This window comes from Amycolatopsis sp. NPDC024027, assembly GCF_040638975.1.
Classification (GTDB): domain Bacteria; phylum Actinomycetota; class Actinomycetes; order Mycobacteriales; family Pseudonocardiaceae; genus Amycolatopsis.
In genome coordinates this window covers 330,348-345,130 of sequence record NZ_JBEZYY010000001.1, presented here as the reverse complement: position 1 = coordinate 345,130, position 14,783 = coordinate 330,348, and the positions used below count along the sequence as shown (strand labels likewise).

Here is a 14,783-nt window from a genome sequence, read left to right as displayed (position 1 = left end):
TCAGGGACACCATTCCCAAATCGGGGGTTCCCGCGAGCGCCGTCCATCGGATGGCGGCGTGGGGCCCCCGAGCCGCGGGTGAGGTCACTGCACAGCGGCGACCAGGATCTGTGCGGCGTGCTCGTGTTTGGCGTAGGCCGCGGGGAAGCCGGAGCGTTGGACGGTTTGTGCGGCGTCGGTCAGGCTCATCGTCTGCCACCCGGGCACTGCGAGCAGGTGTCGGTAAAACTGGGTGGCGGTGTAGGTGGGGTTCCTGATCTGCGTTGGGGTGCCCCAGCCTTGAGAGGGGCGTTGCTGGAAGAGCCCGAGGCTGTCGCGGTCGCCGTAGTCGAGGTTGCGTAGCCCGGATTCCTGCATCGCGGTTGCGATGGCGATCACCCAGCCTCGGTTGGGGACATTCATCTTCTTGCCGACTGCGACGATCGTGCCGGCGTTCGCGACTTGGTCTGGGTCGTAGCCGGCGACACCGGTTGTTGTGGTGCCTATCGCGGCAATGCCGACGGTCGGGTCGAGCGTGCCGTCTCGGGTGTAGCCGACGGCGACCGCGGCCACCACGAACAGCGCGGCGGCGCCGACGACCTTGCCCAGCAGCGTCATGGGTATTCGCCTCCTCCCCTGCGTCTCGGGTGAACTGCGGTGCGGCGGGCGCGGGCGGTCACGAGGCGACCTCGTCCCGCTCGCGTCCGGCCCGCACCGTCACGTCGGCCGATCCCGTGCGCTCGCGCCGGCGCTGGCGGCGGCGCCACCAGCTGGTGATCGCCGCCGCCAAGGCTGTGATGAGCCGGGCGGACCGGCGGGTGACCGGCCACTCCCACCCGATCCGCACCAGCAGCCCCGCGGCGATCGGCCAGACCAGCCAGCTGATCCCGGCCCACAGGACCAGCCCGGCCAGCGCGGCGGCGACCACCGTTTCCGGCAGCCACCACCCGACCCGGGCGATCGCCCGGTCGACGACCGGGCCGCCACCGGTCTGCATCACCTCGCCGCGGTCGCGGCGACGCAACGTCTTGCCTGCCATCGTGTTTCTCCCTTCACCCGGTCTGCGGAGACGCCGGAGCCGCTCCGGCGAAGCTTGCGGTGATCCGGGCGTCCAGCCCGGACTGCAAGGCCAGCAGCAGCCGCGCGGCCTGCAGCAGCGGCCACCGCAGCAGCGACAGCGCGCAGAACAGCAGCACCGCCAGGGCGAACCCGGCCAGCCGCCACGATCCGTGCTCCTTCGCGATCTCGAACACGCTCACGACAAACGTCCTTTCCGGACAGTGGATGAGACGGAAGTTCAGGCGGCGGCGGGCCCGGCGAGGCGGCCCCACTCGATCGCCCAGTCGAGGTACTCGTGACCGGCGGGCACCAGCGCTTCGGCGGTGTCCAGGAAGCTTTCGACGTCCCCGCGCGGAACGGCCACCTCCGCTGCCCCCGTCGGCGAGGACAGCGCGACCACCACGCGGCTGAGGTCACCGCCGGTGTCCGGGCGGACCTGGACGTCGCCGTCCCCGGCCGGCTCGTTGCAACCCGAAGCGAGCAGGCCCCTGGCGAACAGCCACTCACGGCCGGCGACCAGGAGCCTCACGGCCCACGGGTCGGCGGAGTCGTAGACCAGCTCCAGCGCAAGTTTCACGTTCGGCCCCAGCAGCACGCCGATGGCCGGGTGGGTCACCGTCGTCGGCGTCATCGCCCACCGCCCATACCGGGCCCCGGGTTCATGCCGAAGCGGGCCACCGCGTCGTGCAGCATCACCGCGTGGTCGAAGGCGAACCCGGCCCCGGCGGCGATCCGCGCCGCCACCCGCAGCGGCAGCCACGCGGCCAGCCGGGCGTCATCCCCCGCAACCACCGGCGGCATGTGCTCCAGCACGGCGCCGTAGGCCACCGACACGTACCGGCCGCGGGCATCGCGGCCAGGCCCGTCGTAGATCCCGATGCGGTCCAGCGCGACGTCGGTCAGGTCCAGGCCGGTTTCCTCCGCCGCTTCCCGCCGTGCGGCCTCCGCCGACGTCTCGTGCGGGTCGACGTGCCCGCCGGGGAAGGCGAGCCGGCCGCGGTGCGGGGGCCAGCCGCGTTCGATCAGCAGCACATGCCACACCCCGTCGGCCGGGGCGAACAGCACCACGTCGGCAGCGTAGAACACCGGGTGACGGTCATCCAGCTTCGCGGCGATCTTGGCCGCGAACGAACCGAGCAGGCTCACGGGTCACTGTCCTTTCCGGATTTCGAGGGCGAGCCGGTACAGCTCGTCCGGGTGACCGACTCCCCCACCCCCGCCACCAGCGCCACGTGCCCGCACGCCTGCTCGAACCGAATCGAGCTGTAGACCCGGATCCGGACCCCTGCGGGACCGCGGCCAGCCAGGATGATGTGCAGGTGCTCGTCACTGGTGTGACGCCAGCTGCCGGTGAGGCCGGTCAGCCGGTGGGTCCAGATCAGCAGCGCCCCGAGCACCACCACCGGGTCCCGGCAGTGGGGCACGCTGGGCTGAAGGTCGATCTGGTTTTCCCGCGTGTCCAGGGTGAGGAAGCAGGGTTCGGGAGCGGGGGTGTCCCGGACGAACATCCGGGCGACCGTGGCCAGCTTGGCCACCCCGCTCAGCGTCGTGAGCGCAGCAGACATCGAGAACTCCTTAGGACAGCAAGCGAGCAGGTTCGAAACGGCAGATCGGGTCAGGCGGCGGCGAGGCCGTGCGCGGGCCCGGCGAGCAGACGAGTGACGTAGCTGACGAACGAGCGGTCGGCACACGGGTGCATGTGATCGGTCTGCGGGTCCCGCAGCGCGGCGCGCAGCCACAGCGACAGACGAGACACCGACCAGCCCCGCCCGCGCCGGGCCGCGATCGCCGCGATCAGCGGCTCCAGGAACTCCGGACGCACCCGCGGAGCCCGGACAGCGGCCGCGAGAACGATCGGGCTCAGCGGCGCGGTGTTCGACAGCGGCGGCCGGCTGGCCTGCGGCGCCATCGCCACCGCGGCCTGGCGCTCATCGGCGGCCAAGAGCCGCAGCTGAGCGGCCACGTCCCGGTAGACAACCGCCCGGCGGCGCATCACCACGTCGCCGGTGCGGCGGACCAGTAGCCGGGCGTTGGCCGCCAGCAGCCCGGCCAGCGCCTCGAACTCCCGCGCCACACCCGCCGCGACCCCGGCCGTGTCGTCGGCCACCAGCGCCACGATCAGCGGGTTGCCCGCCGTCTGCGGGTCCGTCTCGATCCACAGACGAAGCTGGGCGGCCACGTCGGTGTACACCGCGGCGCGAACAGCCGTCACGACCTCCGGCAGCCCCGCCCCGCTCAGCACCGCGGCGTTGCGGGTCAGCGTGTCGGCCAGGCCCGACAGCCGGGCCGCGATCACCTGAGCGTGAGTGCAAGACATGAGCGGAATCCCTTTCGACCAGGCGATCCGCGACCGGGAGCGGGCATAGCTCTGCCCCGGAACGAATGCCGAAGATTTGTGGATCAGGCGCGGAAACTGCGCAGAGAAGGAAGAACTGCGGTGGTCAAGCGGCCGGGTTGAGTTCGACGGTGACGTCGGCGAGCGCGGCCCGGAACACCCGAGCAAGGCGCATCGCTTCCAGCCCGTGCGGGCCGGAGAACTCCGCGCGCATCGTGCGGTAGGCGACGTCCAGCCAGTGCGCCCGGTCCTCCGGCATGGCCGACACCGGCGGCATCGTCGCCAGCAGCTCGCAGAACGCAGCCGGTACGAACAGTCGGTCCGCGGTCATGCCGCCCACCCGCTTGCCCTCTCGCTCAGCTCCAATTCGGGGTCGACCACACCGCCGCCGGTGTCCTCCGCCTGCAGGCCGCCGGCCGGACCGGTCGTGTCGGCGAGGTAGTCGAAGTCCAGGTCATCCGCGGCCGCTTCGATCCAGCGACGATTCTTCGGGCGGGTCGTGCCCATCAGGCTGTCCAGCTCCATGTTCAGGCCACCTCCGCCGGCTCGTCGTCCGCCGCTTCCGGGGACTGGCCGTCCGTGACGAAGTCCGCGTAGCCGCGCTCCGAGCAGGTGTTAATCCAGGTGTTCACGCAGTAGCCCGGTATCCGGATCGCGCCCTTGCCGATGCCGATCTTCAAGACATCCAGCTCACCGGACTCGATCGCCCGGTAGACAGTCGACCGCGAGACGTCCAGCAGCTCGGCGACGGCCTTCACGCGGAAGACGGCGTTATCCTCAACCCGCATCGTTGCTCCCAAGGTTTCGATGTAGGTCCCGGCTGGTGTTGCAGCACCGCCGGGGCCGCTTGCGTTGTGTGCGCTCTGGGCGACACCAACGACGTTAGGCAACATAGACAACATCGCCAAGTTATCTTGGCTGTTATCACCTAGACGGAGTAGTTGACTAAGTCGCGTACCCTGTCTGACATGGACAAACTCGATCCAGCCGACTCCCGAGCGCCATACCTGCAGGTGGCCAGCCGCCTTCGGGAGGCGCTCCGTGCGGAGACCTACCGGCAGGGCGACAAGCTTCCGCCGCACCAGGCGATCGCTGAGGACTTCGGCGTGTCGGTGGGGACTGTGAAACGCGCCTACACGCTCTTGCAGGACGAACAGCTGATCGTCACGCGCCAGGGACAAGGCACCTTCGTACGTGCGTCCGGCGCTGCGGTGCCAGCGGCTGAGACCTCCCCTGGCGATGCGCCGAACAGCGTGGACATCGCGGACCTTGAGAGGCGACTTCTCGCGGTCGAGCGCAAGCTGGGGCTTGCGCACTGACGGGCGATCCGGCGAGTTGTCGCATGGGTTGCCACGAACCAGGTTTGCTGACGATGCCGCATGGTCGGTTCCGGTGCACTGTTGTCGCTGGCGTCTCATGGAAGTAGCTTCGGCCCGGTCGGGTGCATGAACCCGGAAAAACCTTCCGGGGCCAACCCGGAAGAACTTTCCGGGTTGCTGGCGCGGCTGCGCGAGAGGGTGAGGACATGCGAGGAATCAGCGAGAACCTGACCATCGGAGAGCGCGTCGCGTGGTACCGGCGTCGTCGCGGCATGTCGCAAGAGGCGCTTGCCGGGCTGGTCGGCCGCACCAGCGACTGGCTGGGCAAGGCGGAGAACAATCGGATCGAGCTGGACCGTTTGTCCGTCATCCGCAGCCTCGCGGACGCGCTGGACGTCGCCCTCGGGGACCTCATCGGTGAGCCGACCTTGCTCGACTGGACCCCAGACAGCGGCACGGCGACGGTGCCAGCGCTCCGGGCCGCGCTCATGGATTACCGCCAGCTCACGCCGATCTTGAGCGCCCCGGCGTCGGATGCAGAACCGCCGGCGCTCGAGGAACTCGCCCGCGAGCTGCGCTCGGTGTTCGACGCCTACCAGGGATCGCGCTTCGGGTACGCCGCCGGCAGGGCGCCGCTTCTGCTCGCCGACGCACTGCTCGCCGCGCGCCAGTACGACGGAGACGACCGCCTGCGGGCTCACGAGTTGCTGGCATTGAGCTACCAGGCTGCTGCGTCGGTGCTGACGAAGATCGGCGAGGCTGATCTCGCGTGGATGGCGGCTGAGCGCGGCCTGGCGGCTGCGCAGCAATCGGAGAACTACGCGATCACCGGATCGCTATTCCGGTCGGTGGCTTTCGCGCTCTTGTCGACGGGTCGCCACGAACCGGCAATGTCGCTGACAGAGGCGGCCGCGGCATACCTGCAACCGCACCTGGACGACGGCGACGGCGACGTGATTTCGTCCTACGGAACACTGCTCCTGGCCGGGTCAATGGCGGCTGCACGCGCTGAGGACAGGGCAACCACGCGCGGCTACCTGGCTGAGGCTGACGAGGCTGCCCAGCGTCTTGGCGTCGACGGCAATCACCTCTGGACGGCATTTGGGCCCACGAACGTGGCAATCCACCGCGTGAACACCGCCATGGAACTGGGAGACGTGCAGGTCGCGCTCGATATCGGCCCGGAACTGGACACAGCGGCCCTGCCGGTCGAGCGGCGAGTGCGCCACATGCTGGACGTTGCCCGCGCGTTCCACGTCTCCGGACGCCACGATGCCGCGGTCGCTACGGTGCTGAACGCTGAGCGGATGGCACCCGACCAGGTCAGGCACCACTACCTGAGCAGACAACTGGTCATCACGTGGGTCCGCAACACCCACGGGAAGCCGGGCTTCGAGCTCCACCAGCTCGCCAAGCGGATGCACGTCGTAGGCTGACCCACGTGACGGATGACCCCACGGACAAGTTCGCAACGCCCCGGATCGCTGCCGGGGCGTTGTTCGTAAACGATGACCGCGTTCTGCTGGTCCGGAAGACGTACGGGAACCGCTGGGACATCCCCGGCGGCTACGTCGACCAGGGCGAGTCTCCTGCGGAGGCCTGCTCGCGGGAGCTGCGGGAGGAGATTGGTCTATCTCGGTCAGCCCGGCGGCTGCTGGTGCACGACTGGGCGCCCAACGACTCGGAGGGCGACAAGATCCTGTACGTCTTCGGGTGTGGGGATCTCGGCAGTGACGAGGACGCCATCGTCCTGGACGGCGTCGAACTCGACCGCTGGGAGTGGGTGCCGGTCGACAAGCTGGACGAGTACCTGATCCCTCGCCTCGCCCGCCGGCTGAATCGCGCGTACCAGGCTCAGGTAGCTGGCACCACTCTTTACCTTGAGCACGGGGAGCCGACTCTTGGACAGGACTGAGCCCCAGCAACCTGCTGGGGCTCGCAGCTTTAGCGGGCGTGGGCCGACCCAACACGCTGCCGCCACTCGACAGTAACCGCCAGTCAACAGCGAGTAAAAGGAGCCGCGCCGATGACTCGCCGGCACACTGAAAACAACACAATCACTATAACCGGCGCAAGCTATGAGGCTCCCGCCCTACAGCGAAACCTGCCGTTCCCAGCACCGCTCTCCGAGCATGGTCGGGATAAGAGTTGCTTCGAGTACTGGTGGAAACTCCTAACATTCGTCCACACTATTGACAATCCCGCAAAATTCCCACCCCTAGGCAGTAACGCACTCACTGCAGTCGATACAACTTCCGTTAGTCGCTTCATGCGAACTTGTCGCGATTTGGCCGGATCGACAGTTATCAACTCTAAAGCGAGAGTGAGCGTCCAACCAGGGGTTGGCAGCGCAGGAACACGCGTTGAGTTAGAAGATTTCCCCGCAAGAGACAGTGTAATCGGATTTGCCGCTCTTTTTCGACAACTATATGTCCCGAGTGAGACAGGAAGCTTTGTTTCAGTTCGCAACATTGTCGGCAAAGTCAACGCTCAAGCCAGCGACTCCGCAACGGAGCAGCGCGCAGCGATCCTTAAAAGATGGCGCACCATCGAAAACTCGTTGAAAACCACACCTCTTAAAATACAAGCCGGAATCAAGCTTCAAGGAGGTCGCGATCACTTCTTGCCCCAACATCACGACCTCAACCCCCAACAGTTGATCTCTCTCTACCTCTACGGAGACTGGCTCCACTGGGGGGAGGCACGAGAGCAACACGCCACCTTCGTTGCTGATCCCGTTATTGGTCCCCTCAGAGATTTCACCGCCCTTGAGGCCATGGCGTCGTTCACACACCTCTACATGGGCTTCACCACTCTATTGTCCGCCGCTTTCTCCGGCGTAATAGTTGGCCCCCAGAAGGAAACAATGGCGCCCAACGAGGCGTAGCTCCAATCGCCCGCGCGATCGACCACTAGGCGAAGCGTCTTGGATACTACCGTGGTAGCCAATCATCAAGCGGCACCGTCTCATACCCCAGCAGTCGAGCCCAGTTCGCATGCGCGATAGCTAACCCGACACTCGTCGGCTCCAATCGAGATAGCCAAGGGTGATCTTCCCATATGAACATTAACGTTTCCCATTCATGATCCAACTCGGTAAGACGATCGCGAACTTGGTCTAGATTCAGAACACCATTCTCCAAAAGGAAAAGATATTCCTCGACGAGTTCACGTTCTTCATCCGGACGCGCATAGGTTCTAATCAAAGTCTCAGCGTTAGCACGATTCAATGCGTTAACGCGTAATTTATTTTCATCCTGAGCACATGGCACAAATAGCGGTATGGATTGGTAATCGCGAACCATCCTGTCGCTCACAGTAAGCAAATCAGAACTAATCGCGCGTCGAAAGTGACCTTCTTGAAACAACCCCGGATATGACTTAACGAGGATGCACTGGAGCGTTTGCTCTTCTGCAAGCAAAGTCGCACAACCCACAGCCATTAGGTGATTCAGTTCCGCCTGCGCCCCAGGCTGCCATCGAGGGAGGTCCGTATCAAACAATGGAAATAGAGCCCTCTTGCACCGCGCATTCAGATCGGCCAAATCGACCACGTCCGCAAATTGGACCCTTTGTGCAACAAAGGCGACCGTCAAGGCAGCAATACCCTCCCTTGTCAGCTTCCTCACCGTACTAATTGCTTCATTGAGGACCACCGCTTGCAATCCGCCTGACTTCGCATTACATCGAGCTGCCACTAGATCCACGAGGCTTCGCTTCACATCATCTCTGCCAGTCCGCACATATGCCGTGCTGGCCTCGAAAAACGCCGCCTGAATATCCACATCACGAAACGCGACCAGAGACGCTGGGGAAGATTGACAGATCCGCTGAACCACTTCTTCACGGAAATCACGGAATCGCGCCTCAACCTCTTCGCGAACTTCATGCGAGTACACCCCAAGAGCCTGTTCTACCACCTCCTTGCTAATCGCAATCGCGTCCGTCGGCGTAACACCTACATGAATATCCCTACCCGCCAGGAAATTCTGCGAGTCATCACCCGAGTCAATTCGGTTTTTCATCGATTTTTATCTCTCGAATTCTATGCGGAATTCCTACGTTCACATCTCGAATCGCTTGAATGTTGACAGAATTGGCACCACTAGTGATTGTTTGCGTCGACCCACCACTAGCAGTTCGGCCTTTCTTTCCCGAAAGAAGAGCACTCAAGATAGTCAAAGCGCCCACAGCAGCCCACAGTGGAATATTATGAGTCCACTGTGTCGCAAAGTTGATCGACACCGCGAGCGCAGAGCCGACAAAGGCTGTAGATACGGGCAAGATCCACCGTTTCACTGCAGAGTACCGTCACTTTCCAACAGGTAGATGCAGCGCTCGCCTAGGGCCGTCGCGATCCAACGGCCTGGTCCGCCGCTGCCCATGTGCACGGCGTCGTACTCCTCAACAATAAGTCCCTTGCCGCCGAGTACCGCAAGGGGAGCCCTCCAGGAAACCGGACACCCCTTTGGCAACTGTCCTTCAAGCTAGACTCATGCCGCACTACCTCCACCCCGGAACCTGCAGGTTGCGTACGAGACTCTGCCCAATGTGTGACCAACGCGTCCACTCGTCGGTACTTGGCCTAGCCAATACGCAGGTCAGAGCACATACCGAGGCACCACCGTGTCCAGCCCCCGGAGGCTAAACGCAGTCCCTGGGCGGCGAGTTAGCCCAATGCCCCAGTGAGGACGCGCCGGAATGACGCGTCTCGTTGCCTGACCAACTGCCTGACGACGGTGCCAGACTTCGACGGACATTGACGGACGTCAGTGGACTGCTACAGTCAGGCAGCCAGCACCTCTGACCAGGTGTTTCGTGCCTGTCAAGTGCCTGGGGGTCAAGGGGTCACAGAGCTGCCGCCATTGTGGTCGGTTTGGCATTGGCGCAGGTCGAGAGCCGGGTGTCGGTATGGCATAAGCGCTGTTCATCCCGCGTCCTGACTGATTGGTGGAAGAACGAATCTTCGACAGACTGGCCGCCTCCGGGTGATGTAGCACCGAAGCCACCTGGCACGACTTGAGCGGCATGAAGCCAAAGAGCCGCAAGGCGGCGGGGCTAGCGCGATGGTGGCGCCGGCGCGGGGGAACGTGGTGGTGGGCAATCGTCGTAATCGTGGTACCGGTCGCGGTGATCGCGGCCAGTGCTGTGACAGCACTGCTGCTGTTCGTTGACGGAGGTGATCCGAAGAACCAGATCGAACTGATCAAGACCGGGCTGACCGTCGGGGCCGGCACAGGCGGAGTGGTCGCCCTGGTGCTCACCGGACGGCGGCAGTGGTCCACTGAGCACGACGCTACCCAACGCCGCCTGAACGAGCTGTACGTGAAGGCTGTCGAGCAACTCGGCTCGGACAAGGCTGCGGTCCGGCACGGCGGGCTTTACGCACTGGAACGTGTGGCCCAGGATAACCCGGACCAGCGGCAAACCGTCGTGAACGTGTTGTGCGCGTACCTGCGGACCCCTTTCCACGTTCCCGGCGAACCCCGCCCCCGCCGCCGGCCAGGTATACGCCGCCCGCTCGCCCCCTCGCCACTGCACGACCGTCGCGCCGTCAGTTCCGCACACGGCGGCTGTCGCGAGCTCCCGGCAGCCGCCGAGCTTGAGGACGGCGCCCTGCAGGAACAAGAGGTCCGCCTGACCGCCCAGCGCGTTCTCACCACCCATCTCAAGCCAGGTGACGACCCCGACCATCCAGCAGACATGTTCTGGGCGGACATCGACTTAGACCTCACCGGAGCCGCCCTGGTCGATCTCGACCTCAACGACGCTCAGCTCCGGACGGGCAACTTCAACCGAGCGAGTTTTGCCAAGGACGCCTGGTTCAACGGGGCGAGCTTCGCCGAAGACGCCTGGTTCAACGAGGCGAGCTTCGTGGGGAAGGCCGGGTTCGAAAAGGCGAACTTCGCCAAGATCGCCGGGTTCAACGAGGCGAGCTTCGCCGAAGACGCCTGGTTCAACGAGGCGAGCTTCGTGGGGAACGTCGGGTTCGAAAAGGCGAACTTCGCCAAGATCGCCGGGTTCGATCGAGCGAGCTTCGCCGGGTACGCCATGTTCGACGAAGCAACCTTCGCCGGGTACGCCAGATTGGGTGGGGCCAGCTTCGCGGAGAACGCTCTGTTTAACAGCGCGACCTTCGCCGGATACGCCAGGTTCGACGAGGCGAGCTTCGCCGGGTACGCCGTCTTCGACCAGGCGCACTTCGCCGAAGACGCCCGGTTCAACGGGGCGTGGTTCGCCGTGGACGCCGATTTCGAGGAGGCGAGCTTCGTGGGGAACGTCAGGTTCGCTAAGGCGAGCTTCGCCGAAGCCCGGTTCAACGGAGCGAGCTTCGCCGGGTACGCCCAGTTCGATCAAGTGACCTTCGCCGAAGAGGCCCGGTTCAACGGGGCGAACTTCACCGGATCCGCCGGGTTCGACGGAGCGAAGTTCATCCGAGACGCCCGGTTCAACGAGGCGAACTTCGCCGGGTACGCCCGGTTCGATCGAGTGACCTTCGCCGGAAAAGCCGGGTTCAGTGAGGTCCGTTTCACCGGGTACGCATCGTTCAACAAGGCGACCTTCGCCGGGAACGCCTGGTTCGACGAGGCGAGCTTCGCCGGAGACGCCTGGTTCGACGAGGCGAGCTTCGACGGAGACGCCTGGTTCAACGAGACGAGCTTCGCCGGAGCCGCCCGGTTCAAGGAGACAACCTTCGCCGACGACGCCTGGTTCGATGGGGCGACGTTCAACGGCGGCATCAATATGTCCGGTGCCCAGTTCAAGCGTGAAGTTCCAGATCAGATGCAGTCGCACGTTGTCCCACCTGAAGACGATGATGAGAACGGACTCGGCTGAACGCCACCGGTCGGAAGTCAGCCCCGATCGGCGGGTGTAGCCCCCATCGAGCTCGTCCAGCGTGGCACGAACCTGCCCGGCTATCGCCACCCTTGAGGGGGCGCAGTCGCTACGTTGTGCCCAATGCGTTCCCAAACGATGAAGACTTGGCGGCCACCTAGCCGTGTTTTCGCAGGTCAGTGGGCAGGCTAATACTGAGCAGCCTCCTGCCCTCCGGAGGCCGAACGCGGTTCCAGGAGAGCGAGTCACCCCGATCTCTCGATCCGGTCCCGGCCATCGCTGGTTCGAACCCGCTTCACCCGCCGAGGAAGGTCGATCCAGCCCGGCCCCTATTCGTCGATCGCAGTAACGCCGGCGCGAGTGGTAGAGACTGTTTCAGGGTGTCGGATGAGTGCGGCGCCAGCTGTTGTGAGAGAGGTGCGTGAGGTGGCGGTTGAGGCTGTGGAGTTGGTCGTGTCGGCGTTGGCGGCCGGCGCGGTGGCGGGGGTGAAGGACTCGGCGAGTGCCGCGGTGAAGGACGCGTACGCCAGCGTGCAGAGCGGTGTGCGCCAGCTCCTGAGCCGCAACGACGCGGGCGAGCAAGTGTCGTTGCTCGAGGCGTATGCGGCGGCCCCTGACGAGCACCGCAACGGCCTGGCTGCGGCGCTGAGCGCTGCTGGTGCAGGCGAAGACGCTGAGCTGGTCGCGGCCGCGCAGGCGGTCTTGGCCGCCGTGGATCCGCCCGGGACGACGGCGGGCAAGTACAACGTGCGGGTGCGGGACTCGAAGGGCGTGCAGGTCGGTGACGGCAACACGATGACGCTGAAGTTCTGACTAGGACGCGACGATGACGCCCGACAACCCGGCCGAGCAGCAGGTCCATATTTCCGGCAGTCGTGCGGTGCAGGTCGGTGACGGTAATGTCCTGCACGTGCACGAGCGGCCCGCGTGGGGTTCGCTCTGGCCGGTGCAGGCGAAGAAGCCGTCGGCTCGGCGGGTGTTTCTCAGCCACACCAGCGAGCTGCGGGAGCTGCCGCAGCCGCGGTCGTTCGTGGCGGCGGCGGAAGCGGCGGTAGCGCGGGCCGGTGACGCAGTGGCGGACATGGCCTACTTCACCGCCCGGGATGTCACGCCTGAGCAGGTCGACCGCGAGAAGCTGGCCGAAGCCGACGTGTATGTGCTCATCGCGGGCTTCTGCTATGGATCGCCGGTTCGGGACCGCCCGGAGGTCTCCTACACCGAGCAGGAGTTCCAGACCGCCACCGACGCCGGCCTGCCGCGGCTGGTGTTTCTGCTGGCCGAGGACACCGAAGGGCCGCCGGCCTTGTTCCGGGACCTGCGCTACGGGGCCCGGCAGGAAGCGTTCCGGCAACGGCTCCACGACAGCGGCGTCACCGTGACCACGGTGTCCACGCCCGACCAGCTGGAAACCAAGCTGCTGCAGGCATTGACCGATCTCGTCCGCCCCGAGCAGCAGTCGATGCCCGCGGGCCGGATCTGGAACATCCCCGCCCGCACGGTCGACTTCACCGGCCGCGAGGACCTGCTGACCGGGCTGCGCACGGCGTTGTGTTCCGGTCGGCCGGCGGTGGTGCAGGCGGTGCACGGGATGGGCGGGGTCGGCAAAACCACCACCGCGATCGAATACGCCCACCGCTACGCCGAGAATTACGACGTGGCCTGGTGGGTCCCCTCGGAAGACCCGGCCCTCATCGCCGACCGCCTGGCCGCCCTCGCCCAAGCCCTGGACCTGGCCACCGACCAAGACCCACCAGCGATCGCGTTGGCTCGACTACTCGGCATCCTGCAGGCCCGCGGCCGGTGGCTGCTGGTGTTCGACAACGCCGAGGACCACACCGCGCTGCGGCCGCTGCTGCCCGGCGGCGACGGCCACGTAATCATCACCTCCCGCAACCCCCACTGGGCCGACGTCGGCGCCCCGCTGCCGGTGCGAGAGTTCACCCGCACCGAATCGGTGCATCTGCTGCGATCGCGTCGCCGTCAGCTCGCAGAGGCCGACGCCGGCCGCATCGCCGACGCCCTTGGCGATCTGCCACTGGCTGTTGCTCAGGCCGCCGGGCTGCTGGCTGCTACGGGCTGGACCGCCAATACCTACCTCGACCTGCTCACCCAGCGCACCGACGAACTGCTGGCACGACACGCACCCAACAACGGCTACCCCCTCTCACTCACCACGGCATGGACGGTCTCATTCGATCAGCTCGCCCATGACCACCCCACCGCCCTCCGCACCCTCACCCTCCTAGCCTGGCTCGCTCCCGAACCAGTACCGCTCACCCTGCTCACCCACCAGACCGGCGAAGCCAGAGCAATCGCGCAGGACCCGCTGGCCTTTGCCGACCTCATCACCGCCCTGCGCAGCCGTGGACTGGCTGAAGTCACCACCACCACCATCCAGCTGCACCGCGTCCCCGCCGCACTGCTGCGAGCACGCACCCGCCACGACACCACCACAGACGACGACCCGGACACCACCTGGCCCGTCACAGCAGTCCGGCTCCTGGCGGCTGGCCTACCCGAGGACCCCTGGAAGAACCCGCCGAGCTGGCCGAGCTGGCGAGCACTCCTGCCGCACCTGCTCGCCGTGTGCGATCCCGAGCGCGCGTGGCAACCGGTTTCAGCAGAAGTCGCGGACCTGCTCGACCGCGCCGCGACCTATCTCCAGACCCGTGGGGACCCACACACCGCATTGCCGCTGTTCAAGCGCGCATACACCCTTTATGAAGGTCTCCTCGGCGAGGACCATCCCAACACCCTCTCCAGCGCCAACAACCTCGCCGACACTTTCAGAGCGCTGGGCGAACACCAGCAAGCCCGTGATTTGGACGAGTACATCCTCGCCCTCGGTAAACGCGTCCTCGGCGACAATCACCCCAACATCCTGACCTCTGCCAGCAACCTCGCCCTCGACCTCGTGGCGCTGGGTGAATACCAGCGAGCCCGCGAACTGAACGAGGACACCCTCGCCCGCCGCAAACGCGTCCTCGGCGACAACCACCCGGACACCCTCGGCAGCGCCCACAACCTCGCCCGCGACCTTCGGGCGCTGGGTGAATACCAGCGAGCCCGCGAACTGGACGAGGACACCCTTGCCCTCAGCAAACGCGTCCTCGGCGACAACCACCCGAACACCCTCATCAGCGCCCACAACCTCGCCGCCGACCTCTGGGCGCTGGGTGAATACCAGCGAGCCCGCGAACTGGACGAGGACACCCTTGCCCTCAGCAAACGCGTCCTCGGCGACAACCACCCGA

17 protein-coding genes and 1 pseudogene are annotated in these 14,783 nt (G+C 65.6%); 7 read left to right on the top strand and 11 right to left on the bottom strand.

Features of this window, described 5'->3' with window-relative positions; translation table 11 throughout:
- Nucleotides 1–93: 93 nt before the first annotated feature.
- From AB0F52_RS01610 to AB0F52_RS01565, 10 genes and pseudogenes are all read right to left on the bottom strand, one after another.
- A pseudogene (locus tag AB0F52_RS01610) lies at nt 94–462 on the bottom strand (M23 family peptidase); the annotation flags it as partial.
- 193 nt (nt 463–655) lie between these two features.
- The gene (locus AB0F52_RS01605; protein ID WP_360163442.1) at nt 656–1,018 is read right to left on the bottom strand and encodes a hypothetical protein; all 363 of its coding nucleotides are present in this window, start codon (nt 1,016–1,018) and stop codon (nt 656–658) included.
- Between the two features lie 13 nt (nt 1,019–1,031).
- On the bottom strand, nt 1,032–1,238 hold the full coding sequence (locus tag AB0F52_RS01600; RefSeq protein ID WP_360163440.1) for a hypothetical protein: 207 nt from the start codon (nt 1,236–1,238) through the stop codon (nt 1,032–1,034).
- Nucleotides 1,239–1,276: 38 nt separating this feature from the next.
- Nucleotides 1,277–1,669: an SsgA family sporulation/cell division regulator gene (locus tag AB0F52_RS01595; RefSeq protein WP_360163438.1), complete on the bottom strand. Its 393-nt coding sequence runs from the start codon at nt 1,667–1,669 to the stop codon at nt 1,277–1,279.
- On the bottom strand, nt 1,666–2,184 hold the full coding sequence (locus AB0F52_RS01590; RefSeq protein ID WP_360163436.1) for an NUDIX domain-containing protein: 519 nt from the start codon (nt 2,182–2,184) through the stop codon (nt 1,666–1,668). The genes AB0F52_RS01595 and AB0F52_RS01590 overlap by 4 nt, the downstream gene beginning before the upstream one ends.
- The gene (locus AB0F52_RS01585) at nt 2,181–2,603 is read right to left on the bottom strand and encodes a hypothetical protein (protein ID WP_360163434.1); all 423 of its coding nucleotides are present in this window, start codon (nt 2,601–2,603) and stop codon (nt 2,181–2,183) included. Before AB0F52_RS01585 ends, AB0F52_RS01590 begins: the two co-directional genes overlap by 4 nt.
- Nucleotides 2,604–2,653: 50 nt before the next feature.
- Nucleotides 2,654–3,355, bottom strand: a complete 702-nt coding sequence (locus AB0F52_RS01580) for a hypothetical protein (RefSeq protein ID WP_360163432.1) — start codon at nt 3,353–3,355, stop codon at nt 2,654–2,656.
- A 124-nt stretch (nt 3,356–3,479) separates the two neighbouring features.
- The gene (locus AB0F52_RS01575) at nt 3,480–3,704 is read right to left on the bottom strand and encodes a hypothetical protein (RefSeq protein ID WP_360163430.1); all 225 of its coding nucleotides are present in this window, start codon (nt 3,702–3,704) and stop codon (nt 3,480–3,482) included.
- Nucleotides 3,701–3,898, bottom strand: coding sequence for a hypothetical protein (locus AB0F52_RS01570; RefSeq protein WP_360163428.1), 198 nt, complete (start codon nt 3,896–3,898; stop codon nt 3,701–3,703). Before AB0F52_RS01570 ends, AB0F52_RS01575 begins: the two co-directional genes overlap by 4 nt.
- Before the next feature lie 2 nt (nt 3,899–3,900).
- On the bottom strand, nt 3,901–4,161 hold the full coding sequence (locus AB0F52_RS01565) for a helix-turn-helix domain-containing protein (protein WP_360163426.1): 261 nt from the start codon (nt 4,159–4,161) through the stop codon (nt 3,901–3,903).
- 180 nt (nt 4,162–4,341) lie between these two features.
- Here AB0F52_RS01565 and AB0F52_RS01560 point away from each other — a divergent pair, with 180 nt between their 5' ends.
- The 4 genes from AB0F52_RS01560 to AB0F52_RS01545 all read left to right on the top strand — a co-directional run bounded on the left by AB0F52_RS01560 (nt 4,342) and on the right by AB0F52_RS01545 (nt 7,579).
- Nucleotides 4,342–4,692, top strand: a complete 351-nt coding sequence (locus AB0F52_RS01560) for a winged helix-turn-helix domain-containing protein (RefSeq protein WP_360163424.1) — start codon at nt 4,342–4,344, stop codon at nt 4,690–4,692.
- 206 nt (nt 4,693–4,898) lie between these two features.
- The gene (locus AB0F52_RS01555; protein WP_360163422.1) at nt 4,899–6,128 is read left to right on the top strand and encodes a helix-turn-helix domain-containing protein; all 1,230 of its coding nucleotides are present in this window, start codon (nt 4,899–4,901) and stop codon (nt 6,126–6,128) included.
- Nucleotides 6,129–6,133: 5 nt separating this feature from the next.
- Entirely contained in the window at nt 6,134–6,607 is a 474-nt protein-coding gene (locus AB0F52_RS01550; RefSeq protein WP_360163420.1) for an NUDIX hydrolase, read from the top strand.
- 408 nt (nt 6,608–7,015) lie between these two features.
- Nucleotides 7,016–7,579 carry a hypothetical protein gene (locus tag AB0F52_RS01545; RefSeq protein WP_360163418.1) on the top strand — a complete coding sequence of 188 codons (564 nt, stop codon included), beginning with the start codon at nt 7,016–7,018 and terminating at the stop codon, nt 7,577–7,579.
- 46 nt (nt 7,580–7,625) lie between these two features.
- Here the strand turns inward: AB0F52_RS01545 and AB0F52_RS01540 are convergent, their stop codons facing one another.
- Nucleotides 7,626–8,717 carry an LPO_1073/Vpar_1526 family protein gene (locus AB0F52_RS01540; RefSeq protein WP_360163416.1) on the bottom strand — a complete coding sequence of 364 codons (1,092 nt, stop codon included), beginning with the start codon at nt 8,715–8,717 and terminating at the stop codon, nt 7,626–7,628.
- Between the two features lie 1,090 nt (nt 8,718–9,807).
- Between AB0F52_RS01540 and AB0F52_RS01535 the strand changes: the two genes are divergently transcribed.
- The 3 genes from AB0F52_RS01535 to fxsT all read left to right on the top strand — a co-directional run.
- Nucleotides 9,808–11,529, top strand: a complete 1,722-nt coding sequence (locus AB0F52_RS01535; RefSeq protein ID WP_360163414.1) for a pentapeptide repeat-containing protein — start codon at nt 9,808–9,810, stop codon at nt 11,527–11,529.
- A gap of 426 nt (nt 11,530–11,955) precedes the next feature.
- Entirely contained in the window at nt 11,956–12,342 is a 387-nt protein-coding gene (locus AB0F52_RS01530) for a hypothetical protein (protein WP_360163412.1), read from the top strand.
- 13 nt (nt 12,343–12,355) lie between these two features.
- A partial coding sequence (gene fxsT / locus AB0F52_RS01525) for an FxSxx-COOH system tetratricopeptide repeat protein (protein WP_360163410.1) occupies nt 12,356–14,783 on the top strand: 2,428 nt, incomplete at its 3' end.

Coding starts and splice junctions, on each gene's coding strand:
- AB0F52_RS01605 (WP_360163442.1), bottom strand. CDS start 1,018: ATGGCAGGCAAGACGTTGCGTCGCCGCGACCGCGGCGAGGTGATGCAG.
- AB0F52_RS01595 (WP_360163438.1), bottom strand. CDS start 1,669: ATGACGCCGACGACGGTGACCCACCCGGCCATCGGCGTGCTGCTGGGG.
- AB0F52_RS01585 (WP_360163434.1), bottom strand. CDS start 2,603: ATGTCTGCTGCGCTCACGACGCTGAGCGGGGTGGCCAAGCTGGCCACG.
- AB0F52_RS01580 (WP_360163432.1), bottom strand. CDS start 3,355: ATGTCTTGCACTCACGCTCAGGTGATCGCGGCCCGGCTGTCGGGCCTG.
- AB0F52_RS01575 (WP_360163430.1), bottom strand. CDS start 3,704: ATGACCGCGGACCGACTGTTCGTACCGGCTGCGTTCTGCGAGCTGCTG.
- AB0F52_RS01570 (WP_360163428.1), bottom strand. CDS start 3,898: ATGGAGCTGGACAGCCTGATGGGCACGACCCGCCCGAAGAATCGTCGC.
- AB0F52_RS01565 (WP_360163426.1), bottom strand. CDS start 4,161: ATGCGGGTTGAGGATAACGCCGTCTTCCGCGTGAAGGCCGTCGCCGAG.
- AB0F52_RS01560 (WP_360163424.1), top strand. CDS start 4,342: ATGGACAAACTCGATCCAGCCGACTCCCGAGCGCCATACCTGCAGGTG.
- AB0F52_RS01555 (WP_360163422.1), top strand. CDS start 4,899: ATGCGAGGAATCAGCGAGAACCTGACCATCGGAGAGCGCGTCGCGTGG.
- AB0F52_RS01540 (WP_360163416.1), bottom strand. CDS start 8,717: ATGAAAAACCGAATTGACTCGGGTGATGACTCGCAGAATTTCCTGGCG.